Below are 20030 nucleotides of genomic sequence, written 5' to 3'. Positions count from 1 at the left end.
AGCGGGCGGCGTCGCCAAGAGGGGGCTCCCGTGGTCGCGAAGTTGAGGTGCGTCCGGCGCCGGCCACCATCGAACCGGAGGCTCTAAGGGGGCGCCGAAGCTGCGGTTTCGGGGCTCCTGATTCGCACAGGCAGACCACCGGTCCACGGGGTACCAGCCTATCAGCGCCCGGGCCCGTCCGCCTCCGGGCACGCGCCGCCACGACCGCTCGACGGAGCGCCACCGGCCGCCCCGGGGCCGGTCACGCCGACATTCACCCAGGTCACCCATTCGGACTAGACACATTGTCCTCAGACTTCAGGAGATCACTAGGGTGCCGTCATATCCTGCTCGGATATCGCATCACATCGCCGCCGAGCAGTCCGGCAGACGGCGTAACCCGGCCGCATCCGGAATCATGAGCTCAGTGCGGGGATCCATACCCACGGGACCGCGCAACCGCGCAATGCAAGCGCCCTTCGGGGCGGACGTGGCCGTTCGACTGGGAGATCTAACGTGTCCGGGCGCATCGAGGATTACGCACTGATCGGGGACATGCAGACCGCCACACTGGTCTGCCGGGACGGATCGGTGGACTGGCTGTGTCTGCCCCGTTTCGACTCCCATGCCGTCTTCGCGAGCATCCTCGGAACGGAGGATCACGGCTTCTGGCGCATCGGCCCGGCGGTGCCCGGGGGCGCCCAAGCCCCCGCGGCGACCCGGCGCCGCTACCAGGGCGACTCGCTGATCCTGGAATCGGAGTGGGACACGCCGCGCGGCACGGTCCGCGTGACCGACTTCATGCCGCCCCGCGAGGACCACGCGCCGCAGCTGGTGCGCATCGTCGAGGGCGTCAGCGGGCGCGTCCCGATGCGTTCCGCGCTGCGCATGCGCTTCAGCTACGGCCGGGTCGTGCCCTGGGTGCACAAGGTCGACGGGCGCACCGTCGCCGTCGCGGGCCCCGACTCGGTCTGGCTGGACACCGACGCGCAGACGTACGGCAAGGACCTGACGACGTACTCCGACTTCACCGTCGGCCCCGGCGACCGCAAGGCCTTCTGCATCAGCTGGCAGCCCTCCCACAAGGGCGCCCCGGAGACCCCCGACGCGCAGGAGGCGCTGGCGACCACCACCGCGTTCTGGCGCGAGTGGGTCGACCACTGCACGTACCACGGCCCCTACCGCGAAGCCGTGATCCGCTCCCTGATCACCCTCAAGGCGCTCACGTACGGACCCACCGGCGGCATCGTCGCCGCGCCCACCACCTCCCTCCCGGAGGAGATCGGCGGCGTCCGGAACTGGGACTACCGCTACACCTGGCTGCGCGACGCCGCCATCACCCTCTCCTCGCTGCTGCGCACCGGCTACCGCGAGGAGGCCCAGGCCTGGCGCGAGTGGCTGCTGCGCGCGGTCGCCGGGGACCCGGAGAACCTGCAGATCATGTACGGGATCGCCGGCGAGCGGGAACTCGGCGAGACGGAGCTGGACTGGCTGCCCGGGTACGAGAACTCCCGCCCGGTCCGCGTCGGCAACGGCGCCGCGCACCAGCTCCAGCTGGACGTGTACGGCGAGGTCACCGAGGCCCTGCACCTGGGCCACATGACGGGCCTGGCGCGCAACGACTACGCCTCGGTGCTCCAGTTGAAGCTGATCCGCTACCTGGAGGAGCACTGGGACCAGCCCGACGAGGGCATCTGGGAGGTGCGCGGCCCGCGCCGCCACTTCGTGCACTCGAAGGTCATGGCGTGGGTGGCCGTGGACCGCACGATCAAGCTGATCGAGAGCGGGGACGCGGACGGCCCGCTGGAGCGGTGGCGCGAGATGCGCGACGAGATCCACCAGGACGTGTGCGAGAAGGGCTACGACAAGGAGCGCAACACGTTCACCCAGTCGTACGGGTCGAAGGAGCTGGACGCCTCCCTGCTGCTGATTCCGCAGATGGGCTTCCTGCCGCCGGACGACAAGCGGGTCATCGGGACGATCGAGGCGATCCAGCGCGAGCTGTCGACGCCCGACGGGTTCATCCTGCGCTACCCGACGACCGGTGACGAGGCCGGCGTGGACGGCCTCGAGGGCGACGAGGGGGCGTTCCTCGCCTGCTCGTTCTGGATGGCGGACGACCTGGCGATGATCGGCCGGGTCGACGAGGCGCGGCAGCTGTTCGAGCGGCTGCTGGCGCTCCGCAACGACCTGGGGCTGCTGGCGGAGGAGTGGGACCCGCGTCTCCAGCGCCAGGTCGGCAACTTCCCCCAGGCGTTCAGCCACGTCCCCCTGATCGACACGGCCCTGCGCCTGACGGCGAGCGGGGCGTACGGAGGCTGAGGCCGGGCGCGCGGTGGGCCGGCGCCGGGCGCCCGGCGCCGACCCCGCCTACGCTGGAATGGTTCTATGCCTCCTCCGAAAGGAGGGGTGAGCCATGGTGCCCACCTCCAAGGCCGGCCAGGCCCTGACCTTGCTCCGCGAGGATCTGGCCGGTGAGGTCTTCGCTCCCGGTGACCCCGGGTACGAAGAGGCACGGACGGTCTTCAACGCGATGATCGACCGCCGCCCCGCGGTCATCGCCCGGTGCGAGAGCGAGGCGGACGTCGTCACCACCGTCCGCTTCGCCCGTGAGCTGGACCTGCCCGTCGCCGTGCGCGGCGGCGGCCACAGCGTCGCCGGGATGTCCCTCAACGACGGCGGCGTGGTCGTCGACATGCGCCGGATGCAGGAGGTCACCGTCCACCCGGGGGCGATGGCCGTACGCGTCGGGGGCGGAGCGGTGATGAGCGTGCTGGACCGCGCCTGCCAGCCGTACGGGCTCGCCACCACCGGCGGCCGGGTCTCCACCACCGGAGTCACCGGCTTCACCCTCGGCGGCGGCTCCGGCTGGCTGGACCGGAAGTTCGGGCTGGCCGTCGACAACCTGCTCGGCGTGGACCTGGTCACCGCCGACGGCTCCGCCGTGACGGCGACCGCCGAGGACAACCCCGAGCTGTTCTGGGCCCTGCACGGCGGCGGCGGGAACTTCGGGGTCGCGACCTCGATCACGCTGCGCCTGCACGAGCTCCCCGAGTTCGCGATCTGCCTGCTGCTGTACCCCCTGGAGGCCGGGCCCGAGGTCCTGCGCACCTACCGCGAGGTCATCGAGAAGGGCCCCGCCGAGGCGGGCGGCGGCGTGATCTACCTGACCGCCCCGCCGGAGCCCTTCGTACCGCAGCACCTGGTCGGGACCCTGATGGCTGGCGCGCTGCTCACGTACGCGGGCGGCGAGGAGGCGCTGCGCAAGCTGGCGGCGCCGCTGCTCGCGCTGCCCCACGAGGCGGAGGTGCTCACCGCCCTGCCCTACGCGGACTTCCAGTGCATGCTGGACGACCCGCCGGGTCTGCGTAACTACTGGTCCGCGGAGTACCTGACCGGCCTGCCGGACGAACTCGTCAGCGTCTTCTGCGCCCTCGGGAACGTGATGCCGACGGGCGGGACCCAGCACGTGCTGTTCCCGCTGGGCGGAGCCATCGCGGACGGGCCGTCTGAGTTCCCCGTTCCCTACCGGGACGCGCCCTGGGCGGCGCACCCGTTCGGCATCTGGGAGGACCCGGCCGAGGACGAGCGCGCCGTGCAGTGGGTCAAGGACGTCCGCGCCCACGTGCAGCCGTGGAGCACCGGCGCGGTCTACCTCAACTTCACCGGCGACGAGGGTTCCGAGCGCGTGGCGGCCGGGCTCGGCGCGGAGAATCTGGCCAGGCTGGGCGCGGTGAAGCGGACGTACGACCCGGACAACGTCTTCCGCTTCAACCACAACATCAAGCCGGCCTGACCCCCTGGTAGCGTCCCGCGACATGGACAACCAGGGCGGGATCACCGTTCAGCGGGCACTGGAGCTGCCCGGGCTGCGCAGCGGACTGCCGGAGGTGGTGGCCTGCGCCGACCGCCTGGGCCGGACCGTGCGCTGGGTGCACGCGGGCGAGGTGCCGAACATCGCCTCCCTGCTCAAGGGCGGGGAGCTGCTGCTGACCACGGGGCTGGGCCTCGGCACCCGCCCCGCCGAGCAGCGTGCCTTCGTACGGCGCCTCGCGGACCGGGGGATCGCCGCGCTGGTGGTCGAACTGGGCCCGCGCTTCACCCGGCTCCCGGCGACGCTCGTCGAGACGGCCCGGGCGGCCGGCCTGCCGCTCGTCCAACTCCACCGCGAGGTGCCGTTCGTGGCGGTCACGGAGGAGATCCACACCGAGATCGTCAACCACCACTACGCCCTGCTCCAGCGGGCCGAGGAGGTGCACCGGCGGTGCACGGAGGCCCTGCTCAGCGGCGGCGGGATCCCCCAAGTCCTGCACATCCTGGCCGACTTCACCGGTAACCCGGTGTTCCTGGAGACCCCCGACGGGCAGCTCCTGTACGCGGCGGGCCCGGTCTCCGGCGAAGCCGCGGCGGACCCGCTCCAGGTCTGGGAGGGGCTGCGGGGCCAGCGCGAGGCGCAGCCGTCGGCGAACGCGGTCCTGATCGACGTCCCCGGCGGCGGCCACGGCACGGGCTCGGTCCGCGCCCGGGTGGTCCTGCTGGGCGTGTCGGCGCCGCTGCTGCCCGTCCACCGGATGGCGGCGGAACGGACGGCGGGGGTACTGGCCGTGGTCCTGATGCAGGCCCGCCAGGAGGACGAGCTGGCGGCGCGCGGCCGCGGCGATTTCCTGACGGACCTGGCGGAGGGCCGCATCTCGGCGGAGGACGCCCCGGCGCAGGCCCGCGTACTGGGCTTCAAACCGGGGTCGGGCCCGCTCCTGCCGGTGGTGATGCGCCTGTCCTCGGACCTGGGCCCGTCGGGCAACTGGGCGGTCCTGGCGAGGGCGGTCCTTGAGGAGCTCTCTTCCGTGGGCGTACCGGTGCTCCTGGGCGTACGCCCGGTGGAAGGCCGGGTACCCCTGCTGGTCTCCCTCCGCTCAGAGTCGGAGCGCTCGACGGTGGCCGACCGCGTGGCCGCTGCCCTCCGGGCGGGCATGGAGCGGGCCGGCCTGGACCGCGCGGCGGCCCCGCCGGCGGTGGTGGTGGGCGTGGCGGGCGGCTGGGCCGCCGCCTCCTCGGGCCTGCGGCACGCGGCGGAAACCGCCACGGCGGCGCACGGACTCCCCTCGCGCCCCTGGTACGACGCCCGCCGCCTGGACATCGACCTGCTCCTGTGGCGGCTGCGGGAACACCCCGACCTGGCGGCCTTCGTGGACCGGGCGATCGGTGCGCTGCGGACCCACGACCTGTCGTCCCGCCCGCCTCTCCTGCCCACCCTGGAGACGTACCTGGCCCATGCGGGCCGCAAGGCGGAGACGGCGCGCGAGCTGCACCTCAACCGCCAGACCCTGTACAACCGCCTGGCCCGCATCTCGGAGCTCCTCGGCACGGACCTGGACGACCCGGAGACGGTCCTCTCCCTGAGCCTGGCCCTCCGCGCCCGCCGCCACGCCCAGCCTTCCTGACGCCCTCCTCGCGCCGCTCGGCCCGGGCGGGCCACCGCTTTTGACGCGCCGCTCACACGACTCGGCCCTGACGGGCCTCCGCTTTTTGACGCGCCGCTCGCACGACTCGGCCCCGACGGGCCACACCTTCTTGACGCGCCGCTCACACGACTCGGCCCTGACGGGCCACCGCTTTTTGACGCACCGCTCGCACGACTCGGCCCTGACGGGCCTCTCCGGCTTCGCGCCGCTGCACCGAACTCCGTCCGGCGGCCGCTGGTCGCAGTCCCCGGACAACGTCTCACCGCGGCCGGCGCGGCACGCGCAGGCGGAACCCGGCGCTCAGGCCGGCGCCACGCCACGCCACGCGGGCGGATGATCCCGGCCGGGCCGCTGTGTGCTGCTCAGCACCCCCTGGCAGCGCAGGCAGTGCCGGGGTGCCGGTGGGCGGCCCTGCGGGGCTTGTCCCCTACCCGCCCTTCCACCGTTCCCCGGAGCTGCGCCCCAGACCCCGGCAACTCCGGCCCGCCGGCATGTGAGGCGCGGGGCCGGGCGGACCCGTACCCGCCGACGACACGGCTCCCCGGGCAGAGCCCAAGAGGCCCCGCCCCGGGAGCGGCCCCGATGGCACCCGCACGACTCCAGCCCGCCGGCGATTGAGGCGCGGCTGGACAAGGACCCGCCGGGGGCTACTTGCGGCGGTCCATCAGCTCGTCGTAGACCGACAGGATCTGGGCCACCGTGTCGTCCTCCGTGGGCCAGGTGGCCGCTTGGGCGTGACCTGCGGCGGCGAGGGCGGCGCGGCGGGGCGGGTCCGAGAGGAGGTCCGTCACCGCCGAGGACAGGGCGGCCGCGTCCCCGTACGGCACCAGTACCCCCGCGTCCCCGATCAGCTCCGGGACGCCCCCGACCGCCGTCGCGACCAGCGGTACCCCCGCCCGCAGTGCTTCCTGCGCCAGCAGGGACCGCGCCTCCCACCGGCTCGGCAGCACCGCCACGTCCGCCGCCGCCAGCAGCTGCGCGGCATCCCGGCGCCGCCCCAGCAGCCGTACCGGCAGCCCCTCGGCCTCGATCCGCCGGGCCAGTTCGGCCCGCTGCGGGCCCTCCCCCGCGATCACCACCAGCGGCAGCGGCTCCAGCACCCGCCACGCCCGCGCCGCGTCCAGCAGCACCGAGTACCCCCGGTGCTCCACCAGGCTCCCGACCGCGATCAGCAACGGCCGCTCCACCGCCCCCAGTTCCGCCCGAGCCTTGCCGGGATCCGCCCCGGCGTCCGGGCCGGCCGGCCCCACCGGCACGGCCACCGGCGCCAGCCGCGCGTCCCGCGCGCCCCGCGCCCGCGCCAGGTCCACCTGGTCCGACGAAGCGCCCAGCACCACGGCCGCCGCCCGCGCCACATGCCGTTCCAGCACCCGCCCCAGCCGCCCGAACGCCCCTTCGGCCGCCGGCCCGCCGCCGTGCCAGCTCACCACCAGCGGCACCCGGCGCCCGCGCAGCGCCAGCGCGGCCCGCATCCCGGCCCGCACCCCGTGCGCGTGCACCACGTCCGCCCCCGCGCACACGGCCCGCAGCGCGCTCACCGCGTCCGGGGAGAACTGCGCCCCCGCGCCGGTGAAGTCGTACTCCCCCTCCGCCTCCACAGGCGCGCACACCGTGACCCGTACCCCGCGTGCGGCGAGCCCGGTCGTCAGCGACCGTACGTGCGCGCTGCTGCCCGCGCCCGCGCCGCCGAGTACCTGGACGGTGCGGAGCGGCGGCCGCCCGTACGGCTGCGCGGGGGCCGGGGTCGAGACCGGGGAGCTGCTCACGGGCCGAAGCTCCAGGGTGAGGGAGGCAGAGACGTCGCCCAGGATGCCAGTCCGCACGCGCGTTCCGGGACCATACGGGTACGGATCCCGCAGGAGATACCGCCACACACCCCCGAGCCTCACCCACACGGCCTAACCCCCGTCACCTCCGAGGGCGCGCCGAGGGCCCGGGACGGCATCCGTCCCGGGCCCTCTCGGGAACACCCGCTACGCGTCCGCGCGCGCCGCCGCCAGGAGTTCCTCGGCGTGCGCCCGCGCGGAGACCGAGTCCTCGTGGCCCGCCAGCATGCGAGAGAGCTCGCGGACGCGGTCCTCGCCCTCCAGGATCTTGACCCCGCTCCTCGTCACCGACCCGTCGTTGGTCTTCTCGACCAGCAGCTGCCGGTCCGCGAAGGCGGCCACCTGCGGCAGGTGCGTGACGACCACGACCTGCGCCGACTTCGCGAGCTTCGCGAGCCGCCGCCCGACCTCGACGGCCGCCTTGCCTCCGACGCCCGCGTCGACCTCGTCGAAGAGGTACGTCGGCACCGGGTCGGAGCCCGCGAACACGACCTCCACCGCCAGCATCACGCGCGACAGCTCACCGCCCGAGGCACCCTTGGCGATCGGCCGCGGCTGGGCCCCCGGGTGCGGGGCCAGCAGCAGTTCGACCTCGTCCGTGCCCGAAGGCCCGTACGCGACCGGACGGCCGTCGACCTCCACCCCCTCGGGGTCCTGCACCTGCCGGATGTCGATCGTCACCCGCGCGTGCGGCATCGCCAGCGACGCCAGCTCCGCCGTGACGGCCGAGGCGAACCGCGTCGCCGCCTCCACCCGGGCGTCCGTCAGCGCCTGCGCCAGCAGCGACAGTTCGGCCCGCAGCCCGTCCCGCTCCGCGGTCAGCTCGGTGATCCGCTCGTCGTCGCCGTCCAGCTCCAGCAGCCGCGCCGAACCCCGTTCGGCCCACTCCAGCACGGAGTCGATCGAGTCGCCGTACTTGCGCGTGAGCTGGGTCAGCGCCGCCCGCCGCTCCTCCACCGCGGCCAGCCGCAGCGGATCGGCGTCCAGGTCGTCCGCGTACCCGGCCAGTTCCCCGGCCACGTCGGCCAGCAGGATCCCGAGCTCCCCGATCCGCTCCGCGAGCGCGCCGAGCGCCGGGTCGTGCGACCGTACGGCGTCCAGGGCCCGGTGCGCGCCCGCGACGAGCGTGTTCGCGTCGACACCCTCCGGGTCCTCCACGTCGCCGGCGAGCGCCGCATGCGCGATCTGCGCCGCCGACGCCAGTGATTCGGCGTGGCCGAGCCGCTCGGCCTCCGCCGCCAGCTCGGCGTCCTCGCCGGCCAGCGGCTCCACGGCGGCGATCTCCTCCAGGCCGAAGCGCAGCAGGTCGGCCTCCTGGGCCCGTTCCCGGGCCCGGGTGGTGATCTCGTCGAGTTCCATGGCGACCGCGCGCAGCCGCCGGTAGGCGGCCCCGTACTTCTCCAGCGGGACGGCGACGGCGTCTCCCGCGTACCGGTCGAGGGCCTGGCGCTGCCGGGCCGGCCGCAACAGCCCCTGCTGGTCGGTCTGCCCGTGTACGGCGACCAGGTCGTCCGCGAGTTCACCGAGCAGGCCGACGGGCACCGAGCGGCCGCCGACGTAGGCGCGTGAGCGCCCCTCGGCGGACACGGTCCGGCTGATCAGCAGGGCGCCGTCGTCGAGCTCGGCCCCGGCCTCCTCGGCGCGTACGGCGGCGGGCGCGCCGGGGCGCATGACGATGCGGCCCTCCACGACCGCCGCCTTGGCCCCGATCCGTACCAGGGCCGGGTCGGCGCGACCGCCGAGCAGCAGGCCGAGGCTGGTGACGACCATCGTCTTGCCCGCGCCGGTCTCGCCGGTCACCGCGGTGAAACCGGGCGACAGCTCGACCACTGCGTCGTCGATGACCCCGAGCGACCGTATCCGCATCTCCTCAAGCACGGGACGACGATACCGAGGTTTCACCGATGCCATGTGACGTCACCCGCCGGGAGTTTCCCGAACGCGTGTGCTATTGGGCGGGGCTCAGCGAGGCGCCCCGCGCCACCCCGACACCGGCAGCGCGAACTTCGCGACCAGCCGGTCCGTGAACGACGCGTGGTGCAGCCGGGCGAGCCGCACCGGCACCGCCCCCCGCCGGACCTCCACCCGGGCCCCGGCCGGCAGCTCCAGCATCCGGCGGCCGTCGCACCACAGCACCCCGTGCGGAACCCCCTGCTGCACCTCCACCGCCAGCACCGAGTCCGGCGAGGTGACCAGCGGCTTCGCGAACAGCGCGTGCGCGCTGATCGGCACCATCAGCAGCGCCTCCACCTCCGGCCAGACCACCGGCCCGCCCGCGGAGAAGGCGTACGCCGTGGAACCGGTCGGGGTCGCGCAGACGATCCCGTCGCAGCCGAACCCGGACACCGGGCGCCCGTCGATCTCCAGGACCACTTCCAGCATCCGCTCGGGGGACACCTTCTGGACCGCGGCCTCGTTCAGCGCCCAGTCCCGGTGGATCACGTCGCCGTTCGTCCGTACGAGCACGTCGAGGGTCATCCGCTCCTCGACCTCGTACTCCCGCGTCACGACCCGGTCCACGACCTTGTCCAGGTCGTCCCGCTCCGCCTCCGCGAGGAATCCCACCCGGCCCAGGTTCACGCCCAGCATCGGCACCCCCGAGCCGCGCGCGAACTCAGCGCCGCGCAGCAGGGTCCCGTCGCCGCCCAGCACGATCAGCAGCTCGCAGCCTTCGAGCACCTTGGGGGTGCACTCGGCGACCAGCTCCACCTCGGGCGGCAGCGGCAGGTCCCTCGCCTCGTACTCGACGACCCGTACGCCCAGACCGTTCTTGAGCAGCCCCTGTACGACCAGCTCGGCACTGCGGATGGCCGCGGGCCGCCCGGTGTGCGCGAGCAGGAAGACGGTCCGCCCCCGCCCCGGAACCACTGAGTCCGAGTCGTATGAGTTGTTCGAAGTATCCGATGACCAGTCCGCTGATTCAGTCACTGAGGCCCCTCCGCCACTGCACGGTCGACATCCGCCGGGTCGAGTGCCGGTGCCCCCGCCCGCAGCCACAGAAAGTACTCGACGTTCCCCGACGGACCGGGCAGCGGACTCGCGGTCACCCCGAGAACGCCCAGCCCCAGCTTCGCCGCCCGGGCCGCCACCTCGCGCACGGCCTCCGCCCGCAGCTCCGGGCTGCGCACGACGCCGCCGCTGCCGAGCCGGTCCTTGCCGACCTCGAACTGCGGCTTGACCATCAGCACCAGGTCCGCGTCCGGCGCGCAGCAGCGCACCAGGGCCGGCAGCACCAGGCCGATGGAGATGAAGGACAGGTCGCCGACGACGAGGCCGACCGGGACCCCGTCGAGCTGCTCGACCGTCAGCTCGCGGACGTTCGTACGGTCCTTGACGGTGACCCGGTCGTCGCTCTGCAGCGACCAGGCGAGTTGCCCGTAGCCGACGTCGACGGCCATGACGTGGGCCACGCCCGCGCGCAGCAGCACGTCGGTGAACCCGCCGGTGGAGGCGCCGGCGTCCAGCGCCCGGCGGCCCTCGACGGCCAGCCCCTGCGGCTGGAAGGCCGCGAGCGCGCCGGCCAGCTTGTGGCCGCCCCGGGAGACGTAGTCGGGGTCGCTGTCGTCCTTGAGGACGACGAGGGCCGCGCTGGTCTCGACCTGGGTGGCCGTCTTGGTCGCGGTGGCGCCGCCGACGGTCACCCGGCCCGCGGCGATCAGCTGGGCGGCGTGCTCGCGCGAGCGGGCCATGCTGCGGCGTACCAGTTCGGCGTCCAGGCGGCGGCGTGCCACTCCTGCCACGTTCGGTTCAGCTCCTGTTTTCGTACGGTCCGGGGACGGATGGTGCGTCCAGCGCGGTCAGCGCGTCACGCAACCCCCTGTGCACATCCTCGTACACCGCGACGTGTCCGTCCGCCGTGAGGTGGTCGGCTTCGGCCAGCCGCTCCAGGCGCGCGTCCACCCCGGCGTGGCCGGTGGACGTACGGACGATCCCCAGGGGCTCGGGCGCCGCTTCCCCGGGGGCTTCCGCTACGTCCGCAGCTTCCGCCGCCTCCGGCGCCTGCGCCTGCGCCGCTTCCGGTAGGTCGGCCATGTCGTCGGTCATGCCCCGACGCTACCCCGAAGCACCCGGGCGGCCACGCACGGCTCTGCGGTACGGTCGAGATCACGATGGCTACGATCGATGAGTGCCGAGCCGCACTCGACAGACTCTCCGGCAACCTCGCGCAGGCCGACGGCGGTGTGCGCGGCGCTGCCGCGATGGACCGCTCCCTGAGCTGCCACATCACGGACCTGGACCGGACCTTCACCGGCCGCCTCGAAGGCGGCCGGATCCGGGTGGACACGGTCTCCCCCGGTCCGCCCGCCGCGAAGGCCGGGATCCGGCTGGCGATGACGGGCGACGACCTGGTGGCGATGGTCGCGGGCGACCTGAAGTTCGCCAAGGCCTGGGCCTGCGGCCGGGTCCGCCTGGAGGCCGGCTTCCGCGACCTGCTCCGCCTCAAGAGCCTGCTGTAGTGCCCGTCAGCCGCCCGGCCGACGCCTTCGGCCTGCGCGCTGCCGGGATCACCAGCGGGGTGCCCGTCTCCGGGTCGTCGATGATCTGGCAGCGCAGGCCGAACACCTTCTCCACCAGCTCCGCCGTGACCACCTCGGCCGGCGGCCCCTCCGCCACGACCTCGCCCCCGCGCATCGCGATCAGGTGCGTGGCGTAGCGGGCCGCGTGGTTGAGGTCGTGCAGCACGGCCACCAGGGTCCGCCCCTGCTCCTCGTGCAGCTCGGCGCACAGGTCCAGCACGTCGATCTGGTGCTGGATGTCCAGGTACGTGGTCGGCTCGTCCAGCAGCAGCAGCGGCGTCTGCTGCGCCAGCGCCATCGCGATCCACACCCGCTGGCGCTGTCCGCCCGACAGCTCGTCCACCGAGCGGTCCGCGAGCTCGGCGACCCCGGTCGAGGCCATCGACTCCCGGACGATCCGCTCGTCCTCCGGCGACCACTGCCGCAGCAGACCCTGGTGCGGGTACCGGCCACGGGAGACCAGGTCGGCGACCGTGATCCCGTCCGGCGCGATCGAGGACTGCGGCAGCAGCCCCAGCGTCTTGGCGACCTTCTTGGCCGGCATCGACCCGATGGCCTGCCCGTCCAGCAGCACCTGCCCGGCGGACGGCTTCAGCATCCGCGACAGGGCCCGCAGCAGCGTGGACTTGCCACACGCGTTGGGTCCGACGATCACCGTGAACGAGTGGTCGGGGATCTCCACCGACAGGTTCTCGGCGATGACCCGCTGGTCGTAGCCGAGGGTCACGTTCTGCGCGGTCAGCCGCTGCACCTGCGTACTCCTTGAGTTGCTCGTGTCCGTGCTCATATACGTCCCGCCTTGCGCTCGGTGACGAGCAGCCAGAGCAGGTACACGCCGCCGACCAGCCCGGTCACCACACCCACCGGCAGCTGGTCGGCGCCGAAGGCCCGCTGCGAGGCCCAGTCGGACACGAGCAGCAGGACGGAGCCCATCAGCGCGCCGGTGAGCAGGTTCGACCCGGGCGAGCGGGTCAGGCGCCGGGCCAGCTGGGGCGCGGCCAGGGCCACGAAGGAGATGGGCCCGGCGGCCGCGGCCGCCGCGGTGGTCAGCAGGACCGCCGCCAGCATCAGCAGCATCCGCGTACGTTCCACCCGTACTCCGAGGGCGTACGCGGCGTCGTCGCCCATCTCCATCATCCGCAGGGCCCGGCCCTGCCCGAGGACCAGCGGGAACAGCACCGCGCAGGTCCCCAGCAGGGGCCAGACCTGGCTCCAGTCCCGGCCGGCGAGCGATCCGGTCAGCCAGACCATCGCGCGGGTGGCCTCGACGAGCTGCGCCTTGGTCAGCAGGTAGTTGATGACGGCGACGAGCATCGCCGAGGCGCCGATGCCGACCAGCACCAGCCGGTAGCCGTGGATGCCCCGCCGGTACGACAGCAGGTACACGAGGACGCCGCTGAGCAGCCCGCCCAGCAGCGCGCCCCCGGCGACCGCCGTCGCGCCGCCCTTGAACAGGACGATCACGGTGAGCGCGCCGACCGCCGAGCCGTAGCTGAAGCCGAGCAGGTCCGGGGAGCCGAGCGGGTTGCGGGAGACGGACTGGAAGACGGCGCCCGCCATGCCGAGCGCGGCGCCCACCAGCAGGGCGACCAGCACCCGCGGCAGCCGCAGGTCGTTGACGATGAAGTCGTTCGCCGGCGTGCCGTTGCCCAGCAGGGTCTGTACGACGTCCCACGGCGCGATCTCGAAGTCGCCGGTGCCGATGAGGACGACGGCCATCGCGAGCGCGGCCGCGGTGAGCAGCAGCCCGACCGCCAGCGCACGCGGCTCCATCCGCAGGGACAGCCCGCCGGGGCCGCGCAGGGCACGGGATCCGGGCTTGTCCGCCCGAAGGTCGACGGTCACAGCTGGGCCATCCTCTTGCGCCGGACGAGGTAGATGAAGACGGGTCCGCCGATCAGCGCGGTGACGATGCCGACCTGGAGCTCGGCCGGCCGGGTGACGACCCGGCCGATGACGTCCGCGACCAGCAGCAGCGCCGGGGAGAGGACCGCCGAATAGGCGAGCACCCACCGCATGTCGGGACCGGTGATGATCCGCACCAGGTGCGGGATCATCAGCCCGATGAAGACGATCGGCCCGCAGGCTGCGGTCGCCGCCCCGCACAGCAGCGTGATGGCCACCATCGCGCCGATCCGGGTCCGCGTCAGGTGGGCGCCGAGGGCGCGCGCGGTGTCGTCGCCCAAGGCCATCGCGTTGAGCGGCCGGCCCAGCGTGAGCGCGATCACCGCGCCCACCAGCAGGAAGGGCGCCACCTGGTGGACGGTGTCCATGTTGGCGGAGGCCAGGGAGCCCACGGTCCAGAAGCGCAGCTTGTCCAGCGCCTTGCTGTCCATCAGCTGTACGGCGTTGATGTAGCCGACCAGGGCCGCACTGGCCGCCGTACCGGCGAGCGCGAGGCGCACCGGCGTCGCGCTGCGGCTGCCGCCGAGTACGTAGACCACGACGGAGACGACGGCGGCGCCGAGGAAGGCCCACCACACGAACTCGCTGAGCGTGGAGGCCCCGAGGAAGGTGATCGCCGAGACCACGGCGGCCGCGGCGCCCGCATTGACGCCGAGGATGCCCGGCTCGGCCAGCGGATTGCGGGTCAGCGCCTGCATCACGGCGCCGGAGAGGCCGAGCCCGAGCCCGACCATCAGCCCGAGGAGGGTGCGCGGGACCCGCAGATCGCGCACCACCACGTCGGAGGGCGTCCCCGCGTAGTGGAACAGGCCGTGCCAGACCTGGTCGAGGGGTATCTGCTTGGCGCCCACGGCGATGCTCGCCACCGCGATCAGCGCCAGCACCACGAGGGCGCCGAGCAGACCGGCGGCGCGCGCGGCGTGGCCCGGGCGGATGGCGGCGACCGGCGCCGCGCTCTGTTCAGGGGGACTCTCGACCAACACGGAGTTAGGTTAGCCTACCCTGCGCCTGAACTGGCCCTGAGGATCCGGGGATCCCACGGACGACCGCCGGACGGCCCGCCGGGACGCGGCCGCGAACGACCCACGAACACCCCCGGGCCCTGGGCCCGCTCCCGCCTCGCCCCGCCCCGCCTACAGCCCGATCCGGGCCAGCGCCTTCCCCGCGTCCAGCGTGCACGAGCCGTCCCCCGCCTGCGTCCACGCCGCCGCGCACAGCGCCCGCAGCCCGTCGACCGGGTCGAGCGGATCCACCGGATCGTCCTCGCCCCGCAGCTCCAGCACGCCCGCCACCGCCACCGCGGTCCAGCCCCCGCAGCGGAAACCCTCCCCCGCCGCCGCGACCTCCGGCTGCCCCGTCAGCAGCCCGCGCAGATCCCGGTCCACGTACGTCGGCCGGTGCCTCGGCTCGGCCCGCAGCAGCTGCGCCGCGTCCGTCACCCCGGTCAGCACCAGCAGCGAGTCCACGTCCCCGTTGAACGCGCCCTCGATGTCCGTGTCCAGCCGGTCCCCGACCACCAGCGGCCGCTCCGCCCCCGTCCGCAGCACCGTCTCCCGGTGCATCGGGGGCAGCGGCTTCCCCGCGACCTGCGGCTCCGCGCCCGTGGCGATCCGTACGACCTCCACCGCGGCCCCGTTGCCGGGCCCGATCCCCCGCGCCCCCGGAATCGTCAGATCTGTGTTCGACGCGTACCACGGCACCCCGCGGTGGATCGCGTACGAGGCCTCCGCGAACCGCGACCACGGCAGATCCGGGCCCCCGTACCCCTGGACGACCGCCGCGAGGCCCTCCTCGTCGGCGGACTCCACCGGTACGAGTCCCCGCTCGCGCAGCGCGACCCGCAGCCCCTCCCCACCGATCACCAGCACCTTCGACCCCGGCTCCACCTGCTCCGAGATCAGCCGGGCCACCGCCTGCGCCGACGTGATCACCTCGCCGGCCTCGGTCGGGATCCCCAGCTCGCCCAGGTGCCCGGCGACCGCCTCCGGGGTCCGCAGCGCGTTGTTCGTGACGTACGCGAGGTGCATCCCGCCGGCCCGTGCCGCGGCGAGGGACTCCGCCGCGTACGCGATCGCCTCGCCGCCCGCGTACACCACGCCGTCCAGGTCCAGCAGGGCCGTGTCGTACGCCTGGTGCAGGCTGCGCTCGCTGCCCGCCGGACTCGTCCTGCTCTGCCGGGTCATCCTGTCGGCTCCCTGTCCGCTCGATCCTCGACCGGTCCGTCCGTGCGTACGTCAGTCCGTCCGTACGTCCGTGACCGATACCGACCGCATGTGCGCTGCGGTCTTCCACACCCGATCATCCCGCATCGCGAGACGCGTCTTACCATGCACCAATGACCACAACTGGTACCGCGGACGACGGGCTGCGCCTGATCCCCTTCCATGGACTGCGCTATGACCCGGAGCGCGTCGGCAGCCTGGCCGCCGTCACCTCACCGCCGTATGACGTGGTCGTACGCCCCGACGGCGTCGACCACCTAGAGTCCGCCGACCCGCACAACATCGTCCGCCTGATCCTCCCTCAGGCCGACACCCCCGCCGAGCGCAACGAACAGGCCGCGCACACCCTGCACGACTGGCTCTCCAAGGGCGTCCTCAGCCCCGACCCCGAGCCCGCGCTCTACGTCTACGAGCAGCGCAAGGGGAACGTACTGCAGCGCGGGGTGATCGGCGCCCTCGCCCTCTCGGAGCCCGCCGCCGGCATCGTCCTCCCGCACGAGGACGTCATGCCCGACGTGGTCACCGACCGGGCCGGCCTGATGCGGGCCGCTTCGGCCAATCTGGAGCCCCTCCTGCTCACCTACGTCGGCGGCGACCCCGCGGCCGGCGCGACGGCGGTCGTCGAACGGACCGTCGGCCGCCCGCCGCTGCTGGCCACCACCACCGAGGACGGCTTCCGCCACCGGCTCTGGGCCATCACCGATCCCGCCGACCTGGCCGCGGTCACCACCGACCTCGGCCACCGCCAGGCCCTCATCGCCGACGGCCACCACCGCTGGGCGACGTACCTGCGCCTCCAGGAGGAGCACCAGTCCCCCACCGACTGGGACTTCGGCCTGGTCCTCCTCGTGGACACCGCCCGCTACCCGCTCCAGGTCCGCGCCATCCACCGGATGCTGCGCCGTCTCCCGGTCGCGGACGCCCTGGCCGCCGTCGAGGGCCACTTCCTGGTCCGCCCGGTCGACGGCCCGCTGCCGCTCGCCCTGGAGTCCCTCGCCGACGCCGCCGAGCGCGGCAACGCCTTCCTCCTGTCCGGCGACGGCACGTTCCACCTGGTCACCGACCCGGACCCGGACCTCCTGGAGCGCACCGTCCGGCGTGACCGCCCCGAGGCCTGGCGCCGGCTGGACGCGACCGTCCTGCACGCGACCCTGCTCGACGCCCTGTGGCAGATCCCGGACGCCCCGGACCAGATCACGTACATCCACGACGCGGCGGCCACCGTCGCCATGGCCGAGCGCCACGGCGGCACCGCGGTCCTGCTGCACCCCGTACGGGAGGCAGTCGTCCGGGACCTGGCCCGCCAGGGCGTCACGATGCCCCGCAAGTCCACCTCCTTCGGCCCGAAGCCGGCCACCGGCCTGGTCCTGCGCAGCCTCGACTGATCCGGCCCGTCCTGACTGCGGACACGAAAAAGGGCGGTACCCCACCGGGGGTACCGCCCTTTCTCAATGGATCCGGTTCAGCGCTCAGGCCTTGTCGCGGTCCTGAGCGTCGTCCTCGTCCTCGTCCTCGACGACGACGATCTCGTCCGTGACGTCGATGTCGGCGTCCGCCTCGGAGCGCTCCAGAGGCTCGTACTCCTCGTCGTCCTCGTCGTAGTACTCGGCCTGGTCGGAGGCACGCTCGGCGGCAGCCACCTCGGCGGTGTCCTGCTCGTCGTCCTCGTCCTCGTCGTCGATCCCGTCCGGCTCATCGCCGCCGAGCGCGTCGACGAACTCGACCCCGTCCAGCTCGGCGAGCCGGTCGGAGGCGTCCATCGCGCCGTCCTTGTCCGCCTCGACCGTCTTGGCGAACCACTCGCGCGCCTCGTCCTCACGGCCGGCCGCCAGCAGGGCGTCCGCGTAGGCGTACCGCAGACGCGCGGTCCACGGCTGGACGGAGTTGGAGGCCAGCTCCGGGCTCTGCAGGGTCACGATGGCGGCGTCGAGCTGCCCCATGTCGCGCCGCGCACCGGCGGCGACCAGGCGCATCTCGACCTGGCCGGCCTTGTCCAGCTTCTGCACTTCGGGCTCGCCGGCCATGGCCAGCGCACGCTCGGGGCGGCTGAGGCCGCGCTCGCAGTCGGCCATGACGGGCCACAGCTCGACGGATCCGGTCATGCGCTTGGCGGCACGGAACTCCGCGAGCGCCTCGCTGTACTTCTGCGTGGCGTACGCGGCGAAGCCGGCGGCCTCGCGCACGGCGGCGACACGGGAGGCCAGGCGCAGGGCGATGCGCGAGTACGCGTACGCCTGCTCCGGGTCCTCGTCGATCAGCCGGGCCACCATGACCAGGTTGCGGGAGACCTCCTCGGCCAGGCCCTTGGGCAGGCTCAGGAGCTCCTGGCGCACGTCGGCGTCGATCTCGAGACCGGTGACGTCCTCGTCGATCGGAAGCCGCTTGACCGGGTCCCGGTCGCGGTCCGCACGGTAGTCGCGGTCGCCGCCGCGGTCATCGCGGCCGCCACGGTAGCCACCGCGATCGCCACCACGGTCGTCGCGACGCGGGTAGGAGGGACGGTCGCCACCGCGGTCGTCACGGCGCGGGTAGGACGGGCGGTCGCCGCCACGGTCGTCACGGCCGCCGCGGAATCCACCACGGTCGTCGTCACGGCGCGGGTACGAGGGACGCCCACCGCGGTCGTCGTCGCGACGCGGGTACGACGGGCGGTCGCCGCCGCGGTCGTCACGGCGGAAGCCGCCGCCACCACCGGAGGGACGGTCGCCACCGCGGTCGTCGCGGCGCGGGTAGGACGGACGGTCCCCACCACGGTCGTCACGGCCGCCGCGGAATCCACCACGGTCGTCGTCGCGACGCGGGAAGGACGGCCGGTCGCCGCCGCGGTCGTCACGGCGGAAGCCGCCACCACCACCGGCAGGCCGGTCACCGCGGTCGTCACGGCGGAAACCGCCACCGGCGGGCCGGTCGTCGCGACGCGGGTAGGACGGGCGGTCGCCACCGCGGTCGTCACGGCGCGGGTAGGACGGACGGTCGCCGCCACGGTCGTCACGGCCGCCGCGGAATCCACCACGGTCGTCGTCACGGCGCGGGTACGAGGGACGCCCACCGCGGTCGTCATCACGACGCGGGTACGAGGGACGGTCGCCACCGCGGTCATCGCGACGGAAGCCGCCGCCACCACCGGACGGGCGGTCGCCACCGCGGTCGTCACGGCGGAAACCGCCGCCACCACCGGAGGGACGGTCACCACGGTCGTCACGGCGCGGGTAGGACGGACGGTCCTCGCGGCCGCGGAAACCGCCACCGGACGGGCGGTCGCCGCCGCGGTCGTCACGGCGGAAGCCGCCGCCACCACCGGAGGGACGGTCACCGCGGTCGTCGCGGCGCGGGTAGGACGGGCGGTCGCCGCCACGGTCGTCACGGCCGCCGCGGAATCCACCACGGTCGTCGTCGCGACGCGGGAAGGACGGCCGGTCGCCGCCACGGTCGTCACGGCGGAAACCGCCGCCACCACCGGAGGGACGGTCGCCACCGCGGTCGTCGCGGCGCGGGTAGGACGGGCGGTCCCCACCACGGTCGTCACGGCCGCCGCGGAATCCACCACGGTCGTCGTCACGGCGCGGGTACGAGGGACGCCCACCGCGGTCGTCATCACGACGCGGGTACGAGGGACGGTCGCCACCGCGGTCATCGCGACGGAAGCCGCCGCCACCACCGGACGGGCGGTCGCCGCCGGCGGGGCGCCCGCCGCGGTCGTCACGGCGGAAACCGCCGCTGGCGCCGCCACCGGCGCCGCCACCGGTCGGACGGCCACCGCGGTCGTCGCGGCGGAAGCCACCACGGTCACCGCCACGGTCGTCACGGCCCCCGCGGTAGCCGCCCCTGTCACCGCCGTCGCTGCGCCGAGGCTCGCGCTCCGGACGATCGTCGGAAGAGTTGGACATGGGTGTGACTCCTGTCTTCGGGGTACCGCTAGTCATTCTCGCGCAACCAACCCATGGCCGCGCTTCGGCGTAAAGAGGTGAAAAACAAAAAGGACCCTTGGTCCAGCGTTGAACGCTGGACCAAGGGTCCTTTGAAAGATTGTTCGGCGGCGTCCTACTCTCCCACAGGGTCCCCCCTGCAGTACCATCGGCGCTGAAAGGCTTAGCTTCCGGGTTCGAAATGTAACCGGGC

Annotated in this window: 16 protein-coding genes and 1 rRNA gene; 5 read left to right on the top strand and 12 right to left on the bottom strand. The window is 73.7% G+C overall.

The annotated features are described in order from the left end of the window. Positions 1–534: 534 nt before the first annotated feature. From ACIQU4_RS41520 to ACIQU4_RS41510, 3 genes are all read left to right on the top strand, one after another. Positions 535–2301 carry a glycoside hydrolase family 15 protein gene (locus ACIQU4_RS41520; RefSeq protein WP_403742932.1) on the top strand — a complete coding sequence of 589 codons (1767 nt, stop codon included), beginning with the start codon at positions 535–537 and terminating at the stop codon, positions 2299–2301. 94 nt (positions 2302–2395) lie between these two features. Then, positions 2396–3775 carry an FAD-binding oxidoreductase gene (locus tag ACIQU4_RS41515; RefSeq protein WP_403742879.1) on the top strand — a complete coding sequence of 460 codons (1380 nt, stop codon included), beginning with the start codon at positions 2396–2398 and terminating at the stop codon, positions 3773–3775. Between the two features lie 22 nt (positions 3776–3797). Next, the gene (locus tag ACIQU4_RS41510; RefSeq protein ID WP_403742876.1) at positions 3798–5420 is read left to right on the top strand and encodes a PucR family transcriptional regulator; all 1623 of its coding nucleotides are present in this window, start codon (positions 3798–3800) and stop codon (positions 5418–5420) included. Positions 5421–6088: 668 nt separating this feature from the next. Here the strand turns inward: ACIQU4_RS41510 and ACIQU4_RS41505 are convergent. The 5 genes from ACIQU4_RS41505 to ACIQU4_RS41485 form a co-directional block, all read right to left on the bottom strand. Further along, on the bottom strand, positions 6089–7207 hold the full coding sequence (locus ACIQU4_RS41505; protein WP_403742874.1) for a glycosyltransferase family 4 protein: 1119 nt from the start codon (positions 7205–7207) through the stop codon (positions 6089–6091). 207 nt (positions 7208–7414) lie between these two features. Next, positions 7415–9133, bottom strand: a complete 1719-nt coding sequence (gene recN / locus ACIQU4_RS41500) for a DNA repair protein RecN (RefSeq protein ID WP_403742930.1) — start codon at positions 9131–9133, stop codon at positions 7415–7417. 96 nt (positions 9134–9229) lie between these two features. Beyond that, positions 9230–10135, bottom strand: coding sequence for an NAD kinase (locus ACIQU4_RS41495; protein ID WP_030162929.1), 906 nt, complete (start codon positions 10133–10135; stop codon positions 9230–9232). 56 nt (positions 10136–10191) lie between these two features. Continuing rightward, positions 10192–11007: a TlyA family RNA methyltransferase gene (locus ACIQU4_RS41490; RefSeq protein ID WP_403742871.1), complete on the bottom strand. Its 816-nt coding sequence runs from the start codon at positions 11005–11007 to the stop codon at positions 10192–10194. 7 nt (positions 11008–11014) lie between these two features. Further along, positions 11015–11311: a hypothetical protein gene (locus ACIQU4_RS41485; RefSeq protein WP_403742868.1), complete on the bottom strand. Its 297-nt coding sequence runs from the start codon at positions 11309–11311 to the stop codon at positions 11015–11017. 65 nt (positions 11312–11376) lie between these two features. Between ACIQU4_RS41485 and ACIQU4_RS41480 the strand changes: the two genes are divergently transcribed. Further along, a complete protein-coding gene (locus tag ACIQU4_RS41480; protein ID WP_403742866.1) occupies positions 11377–11724 on the top strand; it encodes a sterol-binding protein in 348 nt (115 codons plus the stop codon). On the opposite strand, the gene ACIQU4_RS41475 is transcribed toward ACIQU4_RS41480, so the two are convergent. The 4 genes from ACIQU4_RS41475 to ACIQU4_RS41460 form a co-directional block, all read right to left on the bottom strand. Further along, positions 11708–12571 carry an ABC transporter ATP-binding protein gene (locus tag ACIQU4_RS41475; protein WP_403742863.1) on the bottom strand — a complete coding sequence of 288 codons (864 nt, stop codon included), beginning with the start codon at positions 12569–12571 and terminating at the stop codon, positions 11708–11710. The genes ACIQU4_RS41480 and ACIQU4_RS41475 overlap by 17 nt on opposite strands. Next, positions 12568–13557, bottom strand: coding sequence for a FecCD family ABC transporter permease (locus tag ACIQU4_RS41470; protein ID WP_387288994.1), 990 nt, complete (start codon positions 13555–13557; stop codon positions 12568–12570). Before ACIQU4_RS41470 ends, ACIQU4_RS41475 begins: the two co-directional genes overlap by 4 nt. A gap of 68 nt (positions 13558–13625) precedes the next feature. Beyond that, positions 13626–14672 carry a FecCD family ABC transporter permease gene (locus tag ACIQU4_RS41465; RefSeq protein ID WP_403742860.1) on the bottom strand — a complete coding sequence of 349 codons (1047 nt, stop codon included), beginning with the start codon at positions 14670–14672 and terminating at the stop codon, positions 13626–13628. 150 nt (positions 14673–14822) lie between these two features. Further along, on the bottom strand, positions 14823–15872 hold the full coding sequence (locus ACIQU4_RS41460) for an HAD hydrolase-like protein (RefSeq protein WP_403742858.1): 1050 nt from the start codon (positions 15870–15872) through the stop codon (positions 14823–14825). Positions 15873–16024: 152 nt separating this feature from the next. Between ACIQU4_RS41460 and ACIQU4_RS41455 the strand changes: the two genes are divergently transcribed. Further along, complete coding sequence (locus tag ACIQU4_RS41455) at positions 16025–17296, top strand: DUF1015 family protein (protein WP_403742855.1); 1272 nt, start codon at positions 16025–16027, stop codon at positions 17294–17296. Between the two features lie 84 nt (positions 17297–17380). On the opposite strand, the gene ACIQU4_RS41450 is transcribed toward ACIQU4_RS41455, so the two are convergent. From ACIQU4_RS41450 to rrf, 3 genes are all read right to left on the bottom strand, one after another. After that, positions 17381–18244, bottom strand: a complete 864-nt coding sequence (locus tag ACIQU4_RS41450; protein WP_403742852.1) for a hypothetical protein — start codon at positions 18242–18244, stop codon at positions 17381–17383. Further along, positions 18226–19716, bottom strand: coding sequence for a hypothetical protein (locus ACIQU4_RS41445; protein WP_403742849.1), 1491 nt, complete (start codon positions 19714–19716; stop codon positions 18226–18228). The genes ACIQU4_RS41450 and ACIQU4_RS41445 overlap by 19 nt, the downstream gene beginning before the upstream one ends. Before the next feature lie 223 nt (positions 19717–19939). After that, positions 19940–20030 (bottom strand): 5S ribosomal RNA (rrf, locus tag ACIQU4_RS41440); the annotation flags it as partial.

Source organism: Streptomyces sp. NPDC090741, from assembly GCF_044769045.1.
Classification (GTDB): Bacteria; Actinomycetota; Actinomycetes; order Streptomycetales; family Streptomycetaceae; genus Streptomyces.
The sequence above is the reverse complement of the archived record's forward strand: the minus strand, read 5'-3'. Positions and strand labels throughout refer to the sequence as shown.